General features: G+C 68.3%; 16 protein-coding genes and 1 pseudogene. 10 read left to right on the plus strand and 7 right to left on the minus strand.

Translation table 11 applies throughout. From position 1 onward, the window contains the following. Window positions 1-281, minus strand: a pseudogene (locus KBZ04_RS06510) (hypothetical protein); the annotation flags it as partial. 228 nt (window positions 282-509) lie between these two features. Between KBZ04_RS06510 and KBZ04_RS06515 the strand changes: the two are divergent. From KBZ04_RS06515 to KBZ04_RS06530, 4 genes are all read left to right on the plus strand, one after another. Beyond that, entirely contained in the window at window positions 510-824 is a 315-nt protein-coding gene (locus KBZ04_RS06515) for a CsbD family protein (RefSeq protein WP_254991130.1), read from the plus strand. 79 nt (window positions 825-903) lie between these two features. Then, the gene (locus tag KBZ04_RS06520; protein ID WP_254991131.1) at window positions 904-1,320 is read left to right on the plus strand and encodes a heavy metal-responsive transcriptional regulator; all 417 of its coding nucleotides are present in this window, start codon (window positions 904-906) and stop codon (window positions 1,318-1,320) included. Window positions 1,321-1,588: 268 nt separating this feature from the next. Next, complete coding sequence (locus tag KBZ04_RS06525) at window positions 1,589-2,098, plus strand: DUF305 domain-containing protein (protein ID WP_254991132.1); 510 nt, start codon at window positions 1,589-1,591, stop codon at window positions 2,096-2,098. A 49-nt stretch (window positions 2,099-2,147) separates the two neighbouring features. Beyond that, complete coding sequence (locus KBZ04_RS06530) at window positions 2,148-2,870, plus strand: DUF305 domain-containing protein (RefSeq protein WP_254991133.1); 723 nt, start codon at window positions 2,148-2,150, stop codon at window positions 2,868-2,870. 29 nt (window positions 2,871-2,899) lie between these two features. On the opposite strand, the gene KBZ04_RS06535 is transcribed toward KBZ04_RS06530, so the two are convergent. Genes KBZ04_RS06535 through KBZ04_RS06545 form a run of 3 tightly spaced genes read right to left on the minus strand, consistent with a single transcriptional unit; the run spans window position 2,900 to window position 5,910 of the window. Continuing rightward, window positions 2,900-3,565, minus strand: a complete 666-nt coding sequence (locus KBZ04_RS06535; protein ID WP_254991134.1) for a Fe2+-dependent dioxygenase — start codon at window positions 3,563-3,565, stop codon at window positions 2,900-2,902. A 3-nt stretch (window positions 3,566-3,568) separates the two neighbouring features. Further along, window positions 3,569-4,870 (minus strand): di-heme oxidoredictase family protein, encoded by a 1,302-nt coding sequence (locus KBZ04_RS06540; RefSeq protein ID WP_254991135.1) that lies wholly within the window; start codon window positions 4,868-4,870, stop codon window positions 3,569-3,571. Beyond that, window positions 4,870-5,910 carry an imelysin family protein gene (locus KBZ04_RS06545; protein ID WP_254991136.1) on the minus strand — a complete coding sequence of 347 codons (1,041 nt, stop codon included), beginning with the start codon at window positions 5,908-5,910 and terminating at the stop codon, window positions 4,870-4,872. Before KBZ04_RS06545 ends, KBZ04_RS06540 begins: the two co-directional genes overlap by 1 nt. 165 nt (window positions 5,911-6,075) lie before the next feature. Here KBZ04_RS06545 and KBZ04_RS06550 point away from each other — a divergent pair, with 165 nt between their 5' ends. The 4 genes from KBZ04_RS06550 (at window position 6,076) to KBZ04_RS06565 (ending at window position 11,082) form a co-directional block, all read left to right on the plus strand. Further along, window positions 6,076-6,279, plus strand: coding sequence for a hypothetical protein (locus KBZ04_RS06550; protein ID WP_254991137.1), 204 nt, complete (start codon window positions 6,076-6,078; stop codon window positions 6,277-6,279). Window positions 6,280-6,422: 143 nt separating this feature from the next. Further along, window positions 6,423-8,174: an iron uptake porin gene (locus tag KBZ04_RS06555; RefSeq protein WP_254991138.1), complete on the plus strand. Its 1,752-nt coding sequence runs from the start codon at window positions 6,423-6,425 to the stop codon at window positions 8,172-8,174. 279 nt (window positions 8,175-8,453) lie between these two features. Continuing rightward, window positions 8,454-10,271, plus strand: coding sequence for an iron uptake porin (locus KBZ04_RS06560; protein ID WP_254991139.1), 1,818 nt, complete (start codon window positions 8,454-8,456; stop codon window positions 10,269-10,271). Window positions 10,272-10,425: 154 nt separating this feature from the next. After that, complete coding sequence (locus tag KBZ04_RS06565; RefSeq protein ID WP_254991141.1) at window positions 10,426-11,082, plus strand: J domain-containing protein; 657 nt, start codon at window positions 10,426-10,428, stop codon at window positions 11,080-11,082. On the opposite strand, the gene KBZ04_RS06570 is transcribed toward KBZ04_RS06565, so the two are convergent. After that, a complete protein-coding gene (locus KBZ04_RS06570) occupies window positions 11,079-11,324 on the minus strand; it encodes an NAD(P)H-quinone oxidoreductase subunit O (RefSeq protein ID WP_254991142.1) in 246 nt (81 codons plus the stop codon). The genes KBZ04_RS06565 and KBZ04_RS06570 overlap by 4 nt on opposite strands. Before the next feature lie 77 nt (window positions 11,325-11,401). Between KBZ04_RS06570 and KBZ04_RS06575 the strand changes: the two genes are divergently transcribed. Beyond that, on the plus strand, window positions 11,402-12,337 hold the full coding sequence (locus KBZ04_RS06575; RefSeq protein WP_254991143.1) for a TIGR01777 family oxidoreductase: 936 nt from the start codon (window positions 11,402-11,404) through the stop codon (window positions 12,335-12,337). On the opposite strand, the gene KBZ04_RS06580 is transcribed toward KBZ04_RS06575, so the two are convergent. Continuing rightward, complete coding sequence (locus KBZ04_RS06580; protein WP_254991144.1) at window positions 12,294-12,554, minus strand: hypothetical protein; 261 nt, start codon at window positions 12,552-12,554, stop codon at window positions 12,294-12,296. The genes KBZ04_RS06575 and KBZ04_RS06580 overlap by 44 nt on opposite strands. 77 nt (window positions 12,555-12,631) lie before the next feature. Here KBZ04_RS06580 and KBZ04_RS06585 point away from each other — a divergent pair, with 77 nt between their 5' ends. Further along, complete coding sequence (locus tag KBZ04_RS06585; protein ID WP_254991145.1) at window positions 12,632-13,852, plus strand: lipid-A-disaccharide synthase-related protein; 1,221 nt, start codon at window positions 12,632-12,634, stop codon at window positions 13,850-13,852. On the opposite strand, the gene KBZ04_RS06590 is transcribed toward KBZ04_RS06585, so the two are convergent. After that, window positions 13,845-14,261 (minus strand): hypothetical protein, encoded by a 417-nt coding sequence (locus KBZ04_RS06590; protein ID WP_254991146.1) that lies wholly within the window; start codon window positions 14,259-14,261, stop codon window positions 13,845-13,847. The genes KBZ04_RS06585 and KBZ04_RS06590 overlap by 8 nt on opposite strands. Window positions 14,262-14,275: the final 14 nt, after the last annotated feature.

Below are 14,275 nucleotides of genomic sequence, written 5' to 3' on the forward strand. Positions count from 1 at the left end.
CCAACCGAGTTTGTGACCTCACGGGCATAGGGATCAATCCGCTTGATCACCCCCCACGGTGTCGCGAGCTGATACTTGTATTGGTCGCCGATCCTGGCGCCTTCCACATGAACGGACCAGAAACCACGCGGTTCGGATGCCATCGGATGGGCGTCGCCATCCCAATCGTTGAAGGAGCCGATGACGGAGACATGCTCGGCATGGGGAGCCCAGACCCGAAACGCGACCCCGTCAGGGGAGGGCATCGATCCCATGCCGGCAGTGATCAGCGGCTTCGCCATGGTTCCACCCTGCTGAAACCACTCTTTCACAGGGGTTTCCGTTCAGGCGAACCATTCAGAAACATTGAAAAGAGTGCCCGAACAGAGGCAGATCTGCGGCCAGGCTGATGCAGGTCGACGCAGAAGATGGCATCTGGTCCATACCGAACCAGACCATGGCTGGACTGGCCAGTCTTCCCTTGAATTCCGCCCAAGGATTCACACGCAGGTCGTTCTGCCATCCCTAGGTTGGAACAGCAGCAGCCGACGGACGACAACGTTCTGTCATCCAAGATCCTGGCCTCCGGGATCGCAACGCTGCTGATTCCCCTCGCCACGAGAACCATGTCCAACAAAGCTGACGCCGCCGCCAAGGATGCTGAGGGCAAACTCGAATCGGCCCTGGGTGAACTGACCGGCGACACTGGTCACCAACTCAAGGGCAAGGCCAAACAGGTTCAGGCCTCCGCCATGAACGCTGCCGAAGATCTGAAGGATGGCGCCAAGGCCGTGGCCCAGAAGGTCAGTGATGCTGCAGCGAAACTGGCTGACGGAAAGGACTGAGCGGAGCGAGTGGCGCCATCGAGGCGGCCGGAAGCCCTCGCCGCCGGTATGGTCTCCACAGGGGTGGAGAGTCACTTCCATGGCGGCCGTCGGCATCAAGACCGGCATGAAGATCGGGGTGCTGGCTGGGCGCAGCGGATTGCCCGTCAAGACCCTGCGTTACTACGAGGATCTGGGTCTGCTGCCGGCCATCGGCCGCAGTGAGGGCGGCTACCGGCTGTTTGCGGAGGAGAGCCTGCGGCGCCTCGAGTTCATCCGCCGGCTCAAGACCCTCGGGCTCAGCCTGGAGGAAATCCAGGGCTGCCTGACGGTTCACGACGCCGGGGATCTGCCCTGCACTGACATCCAGATCCAGCTGGAGCGGCAGATCGGGCGGATCGATGCCCAGATCGAGGAGCTGGGGCAGCTCAGGCAGGAACTCCAGGGCCTGCTGGCCGGCTGGCAGAGCGATCCGGCCAAGGAAAGGGATGTGATCTGCCCGAACCTGCGGGTCTGATCGCGCGCGGCGGCGTTCAGCCATGCCACGGGGCCCGAAGGTGAAGCCCTGTGCAGGACCCCCACCGGCTCCCGGCGGCCTTCCCATGCTGAAGACAGGCACAAGCAAGGGAGCACAGCGGATGGACAAGGCTCGATCCAGCGGCGTCCACACACGGGCGACGGCGCGCCGGTTGGCCGCCGTCGCAGGGCTGGGTGCTCTGTGTCTGGTGCTGGGGATACCAGCGCTGGCAGATCCACCCACCGTTGCTGCTCCCATGGGGAGCGGAATGGGTCACAGCCTCATGGGCGGCCAGCCGATGGATCAGCACTTCATCGTGATGATGATCCCCCACCACGACGGAGCCATCGCCATGGCGGATCTGGCCCTGGGCCGGGCCAGGAGGCCGGAGATCAAGGCCCTGGCCCGCAGCATCAAGGACAGCCAGACACAGGAGAACGCCCAGATGCGCACCTGGTACCGCCAGTGGTTCGGTGGCTCCGTGCCGGCGTGGGGTGGAGCGATGGGCCACGGCGGCGGCATGGGAATGATGGGGATGGGTGGCTTGGGGGGAACGGGCACCGATGTCGCCTGGCTGAAGAACGCCTCGGATTTCGATCGCGCCTTCATCGAACAGATGATTCCCCACCACCGCATGGGCGTGATGATGGCCTCGATGGCCCAGACCAACAGCCAGCATCCCCAGTTGCAGGCCCTGGAGCAGGCGATGGTGACGGCCCAGAGCCAGGAGATCGAGCAGATGGCCCAGTGGTACCGCAGCTGGTACGGGACGTCTTGACTCTCCAGCCGGGTGGAGACCATACGGTGCTTTCAGTTCTGGTCCCGCCATGCCCCGCTGCCGTTTCGCCACCGCCGTGCTCGGGGTTCTTGGCGCCCTGACCCTGGCGGCGCCCGCCCCCGCGCAGGATCACGGCGGCATGCACCACGACCATCACGATCACGCCGCCCCGAACCAGCCGGCCCCTGCCGGAGCAACTCCCGGGCACAGCGGCCACGCCCACGACGTCGGTCCCGCCGGTGCCACCTACGACCTGCGCTTCATCGACGGGATGGTGCAGCACCACACCGGCGCCCTGCGGATGAGCGAGTTCGTCTTCGGCATCGGGTCTCGCGGAGTGGGGGCCCTGGGCAAGACCATCTGGCGTGATCAGGCCAGCGAGATCCGGGCCATGGGGCTGTGGCGCAAGGCCTGGTATCCCCAGGCTCCCGTGTATCCGGTGGCCCTGGCCAAAGACGGCGATCCCAACAGCATCACCGGCCTCACCCGTATGGGCCAGGCCCAGATCGACGGGATGCGCATGATGGGCGAGGCTCCCACCCCGGACAGCCGCGTCGTCTGGTTCCTGGAGGGGATGCTCCACCACCACGGCGGGGCGCTGATGATGGCCCACGACGCCCTGGCCAAGAGCACCAACCCCACGATCCGGCGCTTCGCCCGGAACGTGATCGTGGCCCAGCGCGCCGAGATCACCCAGCTGCGGCGGATGCTGGCGGCCGGTGGCCTGCGCAAACCGGAGTACAGCCGCTACGACGCCCTGTTCGCGCTCTGATCCATCCGAACAGGTTCCGCCGACAGGCTTCATTCGCCCCACATCCGCAGCAGGTTGCCGTAGGAGCGGCAGAGCAGATCGAAGGCTTCGCTCTTGCCCTGATCCTGGAACAGCAGCCGCCGCGCGGTATCGAGCTCAAACAGCAGCTCCCGCTGCTCGGCACTGCGCACACGGCTCTGGATCCAGCCCACGCAGACGAGCCGTTCTCCCTTCGTCACCGGATCCACCCGGTGCCGCAGGGTGCTTGGGTAAAGGATCACATCCCCGGCACCGAGGCGGATCGCCTCCTCACCATGGGGAAACTCCAGCACCAGGGCGCCGCCCCGGAAGCTGCCGGCCTCCGAGAGGAAGAGGGTGAAGGAGAGGTCGGAGCGCCCGTCGGCCATGAAGGCGTTGTCGACATGGCGGCCATAGCGCTGACCCAGTCCGGTCCGGCTGAAAAGCAGGCCATGGAGGCGCCGCGGCAGCGCCGCCGAAGCCACCAGGGGATGGGCCAGCAGAGCCTGGCTAACTTGCGGCGCCAGGTCCTGATGCAGCGGATCGCTGCGCAGCAGCTGCCGGTTGTGCTTGACCGAGCGGGCATGCCATCCGGCGGTCTCCTGGCCCGGCCGCCAGTCGGTCCCGTCCGCCAGCAGCCGATCGCGCCAGGCGGTGACCTGCTCAGGGGGCAGGAGCGATGCGATCTGGAAGCGCATCGCTCAGAGCTGGGCCAGCCAGCCCAGCAGCCAGTCGCGCTGCTGCGGGGAGAGGGCCATGAAGCGATCCCGGGCGGCGGCGGCCTCCCCACCGTGCCAGAGAATCGCCTCCTCGAGGGTGCGGGCCCGGCCATCGTGGAGGAACCCCACCGACCCGTTCACTCGCTGGGCCAGACCGATGCCCCAGAGCGGCGCCGTGCGCCATTCACGCCCCGGGACCCCCTTCTCTGCCACCCCATCGTCGAGGCCGGCGCCCATGTCGTGCAGCAGCAGATCGGTGTAGGGCCAGATCGTCTGGCCATTGATCACCCCAGCTACCGCCTCGGGAGAACGGCCGGTGGCCAGCTGCGGCACATGGCAGCGGGCGCAGGCCAGGGTGTCGAACAGCTCCCGACCCCTTTGGACCACCGGACTGGAGACGGGCAGGGCGGTGCGAGGGGCGCCCAGGGTCTGGCTGTAGTAAGTCACGAGGGTCAGCTCCCGCTCCGTGATGTCGACCACCCGCGCACCGTCCGCCCGAGCCGGTGAGGTGAGGCCCATGTCGTTCAGGAAGGCGTCGGCGGTCTGATCGCGCACCGTGGCGGCGATCGCCTTCCAGCCGAAGCGCCCCAGCTGCGGCTTCCCGTCCCCTTCCTTCAGCCAGTGGGGCCGGCCGGAGATCCCGTCGCCGTCCCTGTCGTCGGGATCAGCGCGCGCCAGGATCACCGAATCCGGCACGGCCTCCAGCAGGCCCAGGCCGATCAGGGGCGGCGCCACCCGCAGGGAGCGGGCCACCGCAGGCTCGGAGAGTTCCAGGGACGCCCCTGCCTCGAGCCGGATCTCCGGCCGGCGCAGGCCATCCCGCTCCTGCCATCCCACCATCACGGCCGCATCCGGCCGGGCGCCGAGCACGGCGCGGTCCCGCACCTGGTGGCCAAGGCCGGGGACTGGCTGCCCATCCATCTGGGCCACCCGCACCAGGGATTCGCCCATCAGCGGCCGGCCCCGGCCGTTGCGCACATGGCAGGCGACGCAGGAGGAGGCGTTGAAGCGGGGACCCAGACCCGCCCCGGCGGGGCCCTCCAGGGGCACATGGGTGCGATCGAAGAGAACGTCGGCCACCTGGTGGCGCTCCAGCTCCGCCGGAGTGAGACCGGCGGCGGGCTGCTCGAAGGAGGCCGAGGTGCGGTTGGCCACCGTCATCGCGCCGGCGGCCTGGCGGGGATCGGCGGCTCCCCACACCTGCCGCAGACCGAGCCCGAGCACCAAGGCCAGTGCCAGCAGCGCCAGCAGGGCGAGCCGCAGACTCCGCTGGGGACGGGACATCACGACAGCAGGGGCACCGATCGCTCCACCAGCTTCGCCGTGCTGTGCAGCTGGTTGATCAGATCCTCCATCGCCTGGCGGGAGGTCGGATCGTCGAGGTGGTCGTTGATGGGATCCGGCAGGGCCTTGGCCAGAGCCACCGCCCGGGCGGTCTGGGCATCGATCTGCTGGCCGAGGGCTGCGTCACGGCGGCGGATCAGCTCCAGCAGGCCGGTGCTCAGCAGCACGCGCCGGGCCCCCTCCACATTCGCCAGCAGGTCCGCCCGGGTGTTGCCGCTGTCGGCGCTTTCCAGGGTGTGGGGATCGCGGGTCTTGAGCGGCTGGCCGAGCTTTTCGTCACCCTCCTCCTGGAGCAGACCAATCACCCCCTGGAGCATCTCCTGCACGGCCGTCCCCGCCTCAGCGGGGGAACTGATGCGGGCCCCGAAGCCCTGGGGCCCCGACCAGCTGGCCAGCAGTCCCTCGGCCTGACGATGCAGATCCTCGGCGGCCAGCCGCAGGTAGGCCAGATCGTTGGGGGTGAGCTGGGCTGCCGTGGGCGGTGTGCCGGTCCGACCGCCATAGAGCACCCATTCGATGCCGTGGAACCCCTTGGCGGTGTCGCTGAGGGCCGCGAAGGTGGCGGGCGTGAAGGTGCCGCCGCCCAGGGCGGTGCCCAGATCCTTGCGATTCACGGGCCAGTCGTCCATCGCCCCGTCGAAGCCTTCCGTTTCCGCCGGGCCGAACGCCCAGCTCTCACTGGTTTCCCAGGTCCGGCGGGCGTCCAGCCAGGCTTGACGTGCCGCCTTGAGATGGGCCTCGGAGGGTTGATCCGTGAGGCGGGCGATCGCCTCCTGGAGGGTCGCCGTCTGCGCCACCAGCTGGCTGTAGTTGGGTTGCACCACCGTATCGACGAAGCTCTTCACCACGGCCTGGGGCGTCGGTGTCTCCGTCCGGGCGGAACTGCCGCAACCGGCAGTGGCCAGGCCCAGACACAAGGGCAGGCTCAGGGCCAGGGTCCGGGTCCGGCCCCAGGGGGTCGATCGGGTCGCTCGGTTCACGATGGCTCGGCGGACGGGTTCCGTCACTGTCCACCCGTCGAGCGCGGTGCCGGCGGGCCTGCGGCACCGGACGACGTGACCAAAGGCACCGGCGCCGGTCCCTTTGGAGGCGGACCCGGTGGGCGGAACGCTGCACACTCGGCAGCATCCGCCCCCCGATCCCCCATGCCCCAGCGCCGCACCAGCATCGCCCTGTTTCTGGCCACTACCGGACTGGTTGCGGGGATGGCGGCAGGGTGCGCCAAGGCGCCCGATTCCGACAACCAGTCCTCCCCTGCCGCGGGCCAGCAAGAGTCAGGCAGTGGGGCCGTGAAGTACCACGACGAGGGTGGCGAAGGCGGTGAAGGCGGGGAGGGCGGTGAGGGCTGAAGCGACAGCGGCCCGGACAGCAGCCCAAGCGGCCCACAATCCCTGGACGTCCTGTTGATAACAATTATCGTTATCAGGATTGATCTATCGAGCCGGTCCGTCCGGCCCTTCCGATTCCTTTCTTCATCCAGACCATCTCCTCCATGGCCCTCCCCCTGCGTCACCTGATTCCGGTTGCCACCGCCGGCCTGCTGGCCCCCCTGGCCCCGCTCGCGGCCAGCGCCGGTGAGCTGAACCTGGAGGCCGTCAACCGCTACGCCAGGAGTGCGACGGGACAGAGCCAGGAGCAGGTCACCAGCATCAACCAGTTTTCCGACGTCAAGCCCACCGACTGGGCCTTCCAGGCCCTCTCGAACCTGATCGAGCGCTACGGCTGCGTCGCCGGCTACCCGAACGGCACCTACAAGGGCGGCCAGGCCATGACCCGCTATGAAGCGGCGGCCCTGCTGAACGCCTGCCTCGACCGGATCACCGAAGTGACCGACGAGCTGAAGCGCCTGATGGACGAGTTCGAGAAGGAACTCGCCGTGCTGCGCGGCCGGGTGGATGGCCTGGAGGCCAAGGTGGGTGAGCTGGAAGCCACCCAGTTCTCCACCACCACCAAGCTGCAGGGCGAAGCCACCTTCGTGATCGGCGCCAACAGCTTCGGTGGCAACCAGAGCCTGCCGAATCCAGCCCCGGGCATCCCCGCGGCGGCGGCCAACGCCTTCCCGGCCAACAACCGGCGCAACTGGGGCGCCACGGTGTTCAACTACGACGTCCGCCTCAACTTCCTCACCAGCTTCACCGGCAAGGACCTGCTGTACACCCGTCTGCGCAGCGGCAACGCCAACAACAGCCCCTTTGGCGGCCAGCCTTACAACCTGATGGCGCTGGACAAGCTCTCCTCGCCCACGGCCGGGGCCGACACCGTCTTCATCGACCGTCTCTACTACCGCTTCCCGATCGGCCGCGACTTCACCGCCATGATCGGCCCGAAGGCCCGGGCGACCGAGTTCCTGGCCATTTCCCCCTGGTTCTACAAGTCCGAAATTCTCGACGTCTTCACGCTGCACGGTGCCCCCGGCGCCTACAACAAGGCCACCGGTTCCACCTTCGGCCTGATGTGGAAGCAGAACGTTTCGAAGGGCAGGCCTTACTTCGCGGTCTCCACGGCTTACGTCGCCCCTGTCGCCGACAACGGCAACCCCAACCAGGGGGGTCTGCTGAACGAGCGCAGCCGCGGCACCTGGACGACCCAGGCCGGCATCGCCGGCAAGCAATGGCGTTTCGCCGTCGCCTGGAGCTACGTCCAGTGCGGCCAGAACTTCCGCCGTGGCACCTCCTTCGCCCAACCGGCGGTGGGCTGCACCAGCATCACCAACAACTTCCTGGGTTCGGAGAACTTCGGCACCAACGCCTCCTACTCCAACAACTTCGCCACCACCTTCGCGTGGCGTCCCAAGACCAGCAGCTGGATCCCCTCCATCAGCCTGGGCTGGGGCTACAACGCCATGACCCAGCCCCAGCTGAATCCCCAGACCCTCACGATTGGCCGAGGAGCGACCGCGGTGCGGGTGCCGACATTCGACACGGTGCCGACCTTCAACCAGTCGGCCAACCGGGGCGCCAGCCAGTCCTGGAGCGTGGGCCTGCAGTGGTCCGATGTGTTCGCCAAGGGCAACGAAGCCGGCATGGCGGTGGGCCAGCCGGTGTTCACCACCTCGCTGCGCAACGGTGAGACGCCCCAGGACGGCAACTTTGTCTGGGAGTGGTGGTACAAGTTCCAGGTCACCGACAACATCAGCGTGACCCCGGCCCTGTTCTATCTGAGCCGTCCCAACGGCCAGTTCACCACCGCCGGCCAGTCCAGCAGCGTGCTTGGCGGCCTGATCCAGACCCAGTTCCGGTTCTGATCCTCTGGGGCCCCCTTGGGCCCCTTTCCTCACAGCGCGCCGTCCCCCCCTTCGCGGGGGCTTTCTCCGCTCCCAGGTGCTGGCAACGCCTGCCCCGTCTGGCCCTTGCCCTGTCCTTTCCCTTTACCGCCACCCCACTCCCTGAAGGCAAGGATCATCCGGGCGTCCATGTCAGCTGCAATACCAGCCGGTGTGCTGAGGCCCTCGGGCTCCTGGCAGGGATTCCTATACCTTTGCGCCGTCCCCCTTGGGGGATTCCTCTTTTTGGTGTGAGGACCAATGAAACCCTTCCAGCAACTTCTGCTGGCGCCGGTGGCCCTTGGGCTGCTGTCGCCGCTGGCTGCGTCCGCCGGTGAAATCTCTCCCTCCCAGAGGGCGGAGATCTCCACCTATATGGACCAGCAGAACATCGACAGCTTCAAGGCCTGGGAAGCCCAGAACCAGGTCACCAGCGTCAACCAGTTTTCCGACGTCAAGCCCACCGACTGGGCGTTCCAGGCCCTTTCCAACCTGGTCGAGCGCTACGGCTGCGTCGCCGGCTACCCGGACGGCACCTTCAAGGGCCGCCAGGCCATGACCCGCTACGAAGCGGCGGCCCTGCTGAACGCCTGCCTCGACCGGATCACCGAAGTGACCGACGAGCTCAAGCGCCTGATGGACGAGTTCGAGAAGGAACTCGCCGTGCTGCGCGGCCGGGTGGATGGCCTGGAGGCCAAGGTGGGTGAGCTGGAAGCCACCCAGTTCTCCACCACCACCAAGCTCCAGGGTGATGCCGTCTTCGTGATCGGCGCCAACTCCTTCGGTGGCGACCAGGTCAACCCGAACACCGCGGCCTTCCTGCCGTTCGGAGCGAACCCCAACAGCGCCCTAGCCCCGTCGACGAACCAGAACGCGCCCGTCAACGCTTTCCCCAACAACAACCGGCGCAACTGGGGTGGCACGGTCTTCAACTACGACCTGCGCCTCAACTTCCTCACCAGCTTCACCGGTAAGGATCTGCTGTACACCCGTCTGCGCAGCGGCAACTTCAACAACAGCCCCTTCGGCGGCCAGCCGTACAACCTGATGGCGCTGGACCGCGCCTTCTCTCCCACCGGCGGTGCTGACGTCGTCAACATCGACCGTCTCTACTACCGCTTCCCGATCGGCCGCGACTTCACCGCCCTGGTCGGTGCCCGGGCCCGGAACACCGAGTTCCTGGCGGTGACGCCCTGGTTCTATAACGGCGGCATCCTGGATGTCTTCACCCTGCATGGTGCTCCCGGCACCTACAACAAAGCCACCGGCTCCACCTTCGGCCTGATGTGGAAGCAGAACGTCAAGAAGGGCAAGCCCTTCTTCGCGATCTCCACGGCCTACGTCGCCCCCCGCGGTGACAACGGCAACCCCAACCAGGGAGGCCTGCTGACGGAGCGCAGCGGTGGCACCTGGACCACCCAGGCCGGCATCGCAGGCAAGCAGTGGCGTTTCGCCTTCGCCTGGAGCTACGTCCAGTGCGGAACCAACTTCCGCCGGGGCACCCAGTTCGCCCAGCCTGGTGTTGACTGCACCAACATCAACAACAACTTCCTGGGTTCGGAGAATTTCGGCAACAGCGCCTCCTACACCAACAACTTCGCCACCACCCTGGCCTGGCAGCCCAAGAAGAGCGGCTGGATCCCCTCCATCAACCTGGGCTGGGGCTACAACGCCCTCACCCAGCCCCAGCTGAACCCCCTCACCCAGGCGGTTCGGATCGGTGGTACCACGGTGAACGTTCCCACCGGCTTTGACCGGGTCCCGACCTTCAGCCAGTCGACCAACCGCGCCGCCAGCCAGTCCTGGAGCGTCGGCCTGCAATGGTCTGACGCGTTCATGAAGGGCAACGCCCTCGGCATGGCCGTGGGTCAGCCGGTGTTCGCCACCTCGCTGCGCAACGGTGAGACCCCCCAGGACGGCAACTACGCCTGGGAGTGGTGGTACCGCTTCCAGGTCACCGACAACATCAGCGTGACCCCGGCGCTCTTCTACCTGAGCCGCCCCAACGGTCAGTTCACCACCGTGGGCCAGTCGAGCAGCGTGCTCGGCGGCCTGATCCAGACCCAGTTCAAGTTCTGATCCTCTGGGTCTCCTCCAGGTCTCCTGGCCTGGGCGCTCCTTCCTCCTCACGCTTCCTCACAACCCCGTGCCCCCCTTTCCAGGGGGGCATTTTTTTGGGACGCCGGCCGGCGGGCCCATCGGCGATGCTGGTTCCAGACGGCGCTTGCGGCGCATGGCCAGGACCCCAGCCGACCACTACGCCACCCTCGGGGTCCCCCCCGGGGCCACCACCGCTGAGATCAAGGCCGCCTACCGCACGCTGGTCAAACAGCATCACCCGGATGCTGGTGGCGATCAGCGCACGATCCTGGCTCTCAATGCCGCCTGGGAAGTGCTCAGGGACGGCGACCGTCGCCGCCGTTACGACCACGGCGCCGGCCTGGGCAGCGGAGCGCCGCAGGGCCGTACCCGGGGCGCCGGGGCGGCCAGCGACGAGGAGCTGCTGGGCTGGCTCCAGCAGGTGTACGTGCCGATCGACCGGTTGATCGGCCAGGTGATCAATCCTTTCCCGGCCCAGTTGCGCTCCCTGGCCGCCGACCCCTACGACGACGAGCTGATGGGGTCCTTCTGCGCCTTCCTCGACCAGAGCCGGCTGCGCATGGAGAAGGTGGAGGCCCTCTACCGCTCCCGGGCCTGCCCGGCGCCTGCCCGGGGGTTCGGCCTCAGCCTCTACCACTGCCTCAGCCAGGTGCAGGACGCCCTGGTGGAGCTGGAGCGTTACACCATGGGCTACGTGGACAGCTACCTCCATGACGGCAAGGAGATGCTGCGCGAAGCCAGGCTGCGCCGCAGCCGGCTGAAGGAGGAACGGCGCCGGGTCGAGCTCTAGGCGGCGGGCATCGCCTCGAGCTGGTCGAGCCGCAGCCACACGTCCGGCACGGGCCGGCGCCAGCGCAACTGGGCGTAGCCCCCCTGGATGGCGAGGATCTCCCCAGGCCCCTCGAACAGGTAGGCGGGCGCCACCGGATCACTGGCGCCGGCCTCCAGGCTGTTGGTGTAAGCCGCCCTGTTCACCCTCACCAGGGCACCCTTCTTGAGGCTCGGGGCAACGGCAGGCGCGGAGTCAACCATCGTGCGGAGGAACGGTCGACCCAGGTTAGGGCCGCCGGAACCTAACCTCGGCACTGGACTCCGATGGACCCGTGGGCATGCGCTTGCTTCTGCTCGGATGCACGGGATTTATCGGCCGGGAGCTGGTGCCGTTCCTGCTCAACCTCGGCCACCAGCTCACCCTGGTGAGCCGCCGGCCCCGGCCTGACAGCGAGGCGGCCGATCCCAGGATCACCAATCTCTGCCTTGATCCAGCCGAGCCGGCCAGCTGGAGCCAGCCCCCCTTGCTCGAGGCGCTGGCCGCGGCCGATGGGGTGGTCAACCTGGCCGGGGAGTCGATCGCCGACCAGCGCTGGACCCCCGCCTATCGCCAGCGGCTGCTCGACAGCCGCCTGGTCACCACGACGCAGCTGGTGCTGGCGATGGCGAACCTGGCCACGCCCCCCTCCGTGCTGGTGAGCGGATCGGCCGTGGGGTATTACGGCACCAGCCTGGAGGGCTGTTTCACGGAGGCCAGCCCGCCGGGCGACGATTTCCTTGGCCGGCTCTGCGCCCGCTGGGAAGCCGCCACCCAGGTCGCCCCCGAAGCCTGCCGCGTGGTGGTGTTGCGGATCGGCATCGTCCTCGGCCCCGACGGCGGTGCCCTCGGCAAGATGCTGCCCGTGTTCCGGGCCGGGTTCGGCGGGCCGGTGGGCAGCGGCCAGCAATGGATGAGCTGGATCCAGCGCCACGATCTCTGCCGCTTGATCGCCACCGCCCTGGAGGATGGCAGCTACGCCGGCCCCTACAACGCCGTGGCCCCCGAGCCCACCCGGATGGCGATCTTCGCCTCCACCCTGGGCCGCGTCCTCGGCCGACCCAGCCTGCTGCCCGTGCCGGGCCCCCTGCTGCAACTGCTGCTCGGCGATGGCGCCAAGGTGGTGCTCGAGGGGCAGCAGGTGAAGCCCGAGCGGTTGGTGGCCCAGGGCTTCCATTTCCACTTCACCGACCTCAGCGCTGCCCTCGCCGCTGCCACCAGCCCAGCGCGCCGCTGAGCAGCGCCGCCGCCATCAGCAGGCCGATGGCCGGGGTGAACAGCGGTTGCCACAGCCGCTGGAAGAGCTCCAGGGGGGCGTCCAGCTGCTGGCCATGCAGCACCACCGCCACCGCGAAGAAGAGGGCTCCGGCCAGCACGAGGAACACGTCGGCCACCAGCACGATGTCGAGAACGCGGCGCAGCTGGCCGGCGGGGCCCGTGGCGGGGGTGCTCATGCCGTTGGGGTGAGCCGGGAGGGGGCGGGAATCCCGGGTGTGCCCAAACCTAAACTCGACCGGACTTGGTGTCCCGTGTGCCCCTTTCCCCTGCTCCCAGGATCCTGCTGATCAGCAACGGTCATGGGGAGGATCTCAATGGGGGGTTGATTGCGGACGGTCTGCGCCAGTGTTCACCCGGGCTGGAACTGGCGGCCCTGCCGATCGTCGGCGCCGGCTCGGCCTACGGCCGCCGGGGCCTGCCGCTCCTGCACCAGGGCCGGACCCTGCCGTCCGGAGGCATGGTGTACCAGGGCCTCAACATCTGGAAGGATCTGGCGGCCGGCTGGCTGCAGCAGAGCCTGGCCCAGCTCTGGACGGCCTGGCGCCAGGGACGCCACTACGACCTGGTGGTGAGCATCGGCGACCACGTGCCGCTGGTCTTCGCCCTGCTCACCGGGCGCCCGACGGTGGTCTTCCTGGTGTCCACCTCGAGCTTTTACGAGGGCCGGCTGCGGCTGTCGGCCCTCACCCGCTGGTGCTGCCGGCGGCGGCGGGTGCGGGTGGTGCTGACCCGAGATGCCTTCAGCGCCCGCGACCTCCAGGCCCAGGGACTGGCCAAGGCCCTGTTCCGCGGCTACCCGATCATGGACATGCCCGCCCCTGACCCCGGCCAGGTGGCCCGCCAGGAGGGGACCCGCACCCTGGCCCTGGTGCCGGGCAGCCGCTTCCCGGAGGCCCTGCATAACCTGGTGCTGATGCTGCGGCTCTGCAGCCAGCTGGGGGGCCTGGCCGGGGATGGCCGTTGGCGCTTCCTCGTTGCCGTGGTGGAAAGCCCCCACTGGCGGGAACTGGCACCCCTGGCGGCGTCGTTTGGCTGGCAACTGGATCCTGCCGATGGGGTGCTCCGCTCCGCCACCGACCCGCTGGAGGTGCGGCTGCTGCCGGGTGCCCTGGCGTCGATCCTGGCCGCCAGTGATCTGGTGGTGGGCATGGCCGGCACCGCCGTGGAGCAGGCGGTGGGGTTCGGGCGGCCGGTGGTGCAGCTGGTGGGCCGAGGTCCCCAGTTCAGCTACGCCTTCGCCGAATCCCAGATGCGGCTGCTGGGTCCCACGGTTCACACCGTCGGGCGGCGGCCGGCCGAGCGCGGCGAGCTTCAGGAGGCCGCCGACTTGATCCTGCGCCTGCTGGCCGACGCCGACCTGCCGGCGCGTTGTGCCGAGGCGGCCGTCGAGCGGGTCGGGCCCCCGGGGGGCTCGCGGCGGATCGCCGAAACCGTGCTTGAAACCCTTGCCCAGGAAAGGCCGGAACTCAGCTGAGCCAGGCCTTCACCTTCTCCAGGGCCTGCCAGCCCGGCCGCCGCTGCAGGCCATCGGCGATCGAGCCCTGCAGTTCACCGGCCAGTTCGGGGGCCATCAGCATCACGCGCTTCACCACCTCGATGTGCTCCCGCACCCCCTTGGCGCCGGTCTCCAGCATCGCCACGCTCAGGTTGATGCGGGCCTGGGGGTCCTGCGGATTGAGTTTCACCGCATGGCGGGCCGAGGGCAGCGCCGCCTGGGGCTGGTCCAGCAGCAACTGCAACCAGGCCAGGCAGGTCCAGCCTGCCGACTGGCGCGGTTCCTGTGCCGTGATCTGCAGGAACTCATCGATCAGATCCTCCGGAGCTGCCCCCTGCTGGTAGCGGGCGATGGCCTGGTCGAAGCGGGACTCCTGCTGGGCCGTCATGGCGGCGGGGGGTG

Origin of the sequence: Cyanobium sp. N5-Cardenillas, assembly GCF_024345515.1 — a bacterium.
In the GTDB taxonomy this organism is placed as follows: Bacteria; Cyanobacteriota; Cyanobacteriia; order PCC-6307; family Cyanobiaceae; genus Cyanobium.

Coding starts and splice junctions, on each gene's coding strand:
- KBZ04_RS06525 (WP_254991132.1), top strand. CDS start 1,589: ATGGGTCACAGCCTCATGGGCGGCCAGCCGATGGATCAGCACTTCATC.
- KBZ04_RS06570 (WP_254991142.1), bottom strand. CDS start 11,324: ATGGTTGACTCCGCGCCTGCCGTTGCCCCGAGCCTCAAGAAGGGTGCC.
- KBZ04_RS06560 (WP_254991139.1), top strand. CDS start 8,454: ATGAAACCCTTCCAGCAACTTCTGCTGGCGCCGGTGGCCCTTGGGCTG.
- KBZ04_RS06590 (WP_254991146.1), bottom strand. CDS start 14,261: ATGACGGCCCAGCAGGAGTCCCGCTTCGACCAGGCCATCGCCCGCTAC.
- KBZ04_RS06575 (WP_254991143.1), top strand. CDS start 11,402: ATGCGCTTGCTTCTGCTCGGATGCACGGGATTTATCGGCCGGGAGCTG.
- KBZ04_RS06555 (WP_254991138.1), top strand. CDS start 6,423: ATGGCCCTCCCCCTGCGTCACCTGATTCCGGTTGCCACCGCCGGCCTG.
- KBZ04_RS06520 (WP_254991131.1), top strand. CDS start 904: ATGGCGGCCGTCGGCATCAAGACCGGCATGAAGATCGGGGTGCTGGCT.
- KBZ04_RS06530 (WP_254991133.1), top strand. CDS start 2,148: ATGCCCCGCTGCCGTTTCGCCACCGCCGTGCTCGGGGTTCTTGGCGCC.
- KBZ04_RS06535 (WP_254991134.1), bottom strand. CDS start 3,565: ATGCGCTTCCAGATCGCATCGCTCCTGCCCCCTGAGCAGGTCACCGCC.
- KBZ04_RS06540 (WP_254991135.1), bottom strand. CDS start 4,870: ATGTCCCGTCCCCAGCGGAGTCTGCGGCTCGCCCTGCTGGCGCTGCTG.
- KBZ04_RS06550 (WP_254991137.1), top strand. CDS start 6,076: ATGCCCCAGCGCCGCACCAGCATCGCCCTGTTTCTGGCCACTACCGGA.
- KBZ04_RS06565 (WP_254991141.1), top strand. CDS start 10,426: ATGGCCAGGACCCCAGCCGACCACTACGCCACCCTCGGGGTCCCCCCC.
- KBZ04_RS06580 (WP_254991144.1), bottom strand. CDS start 12,554: ATGAGCACCCCCGCCACGGGCCCCGCCGGCCAGCTGCGCCGCGTTCTC.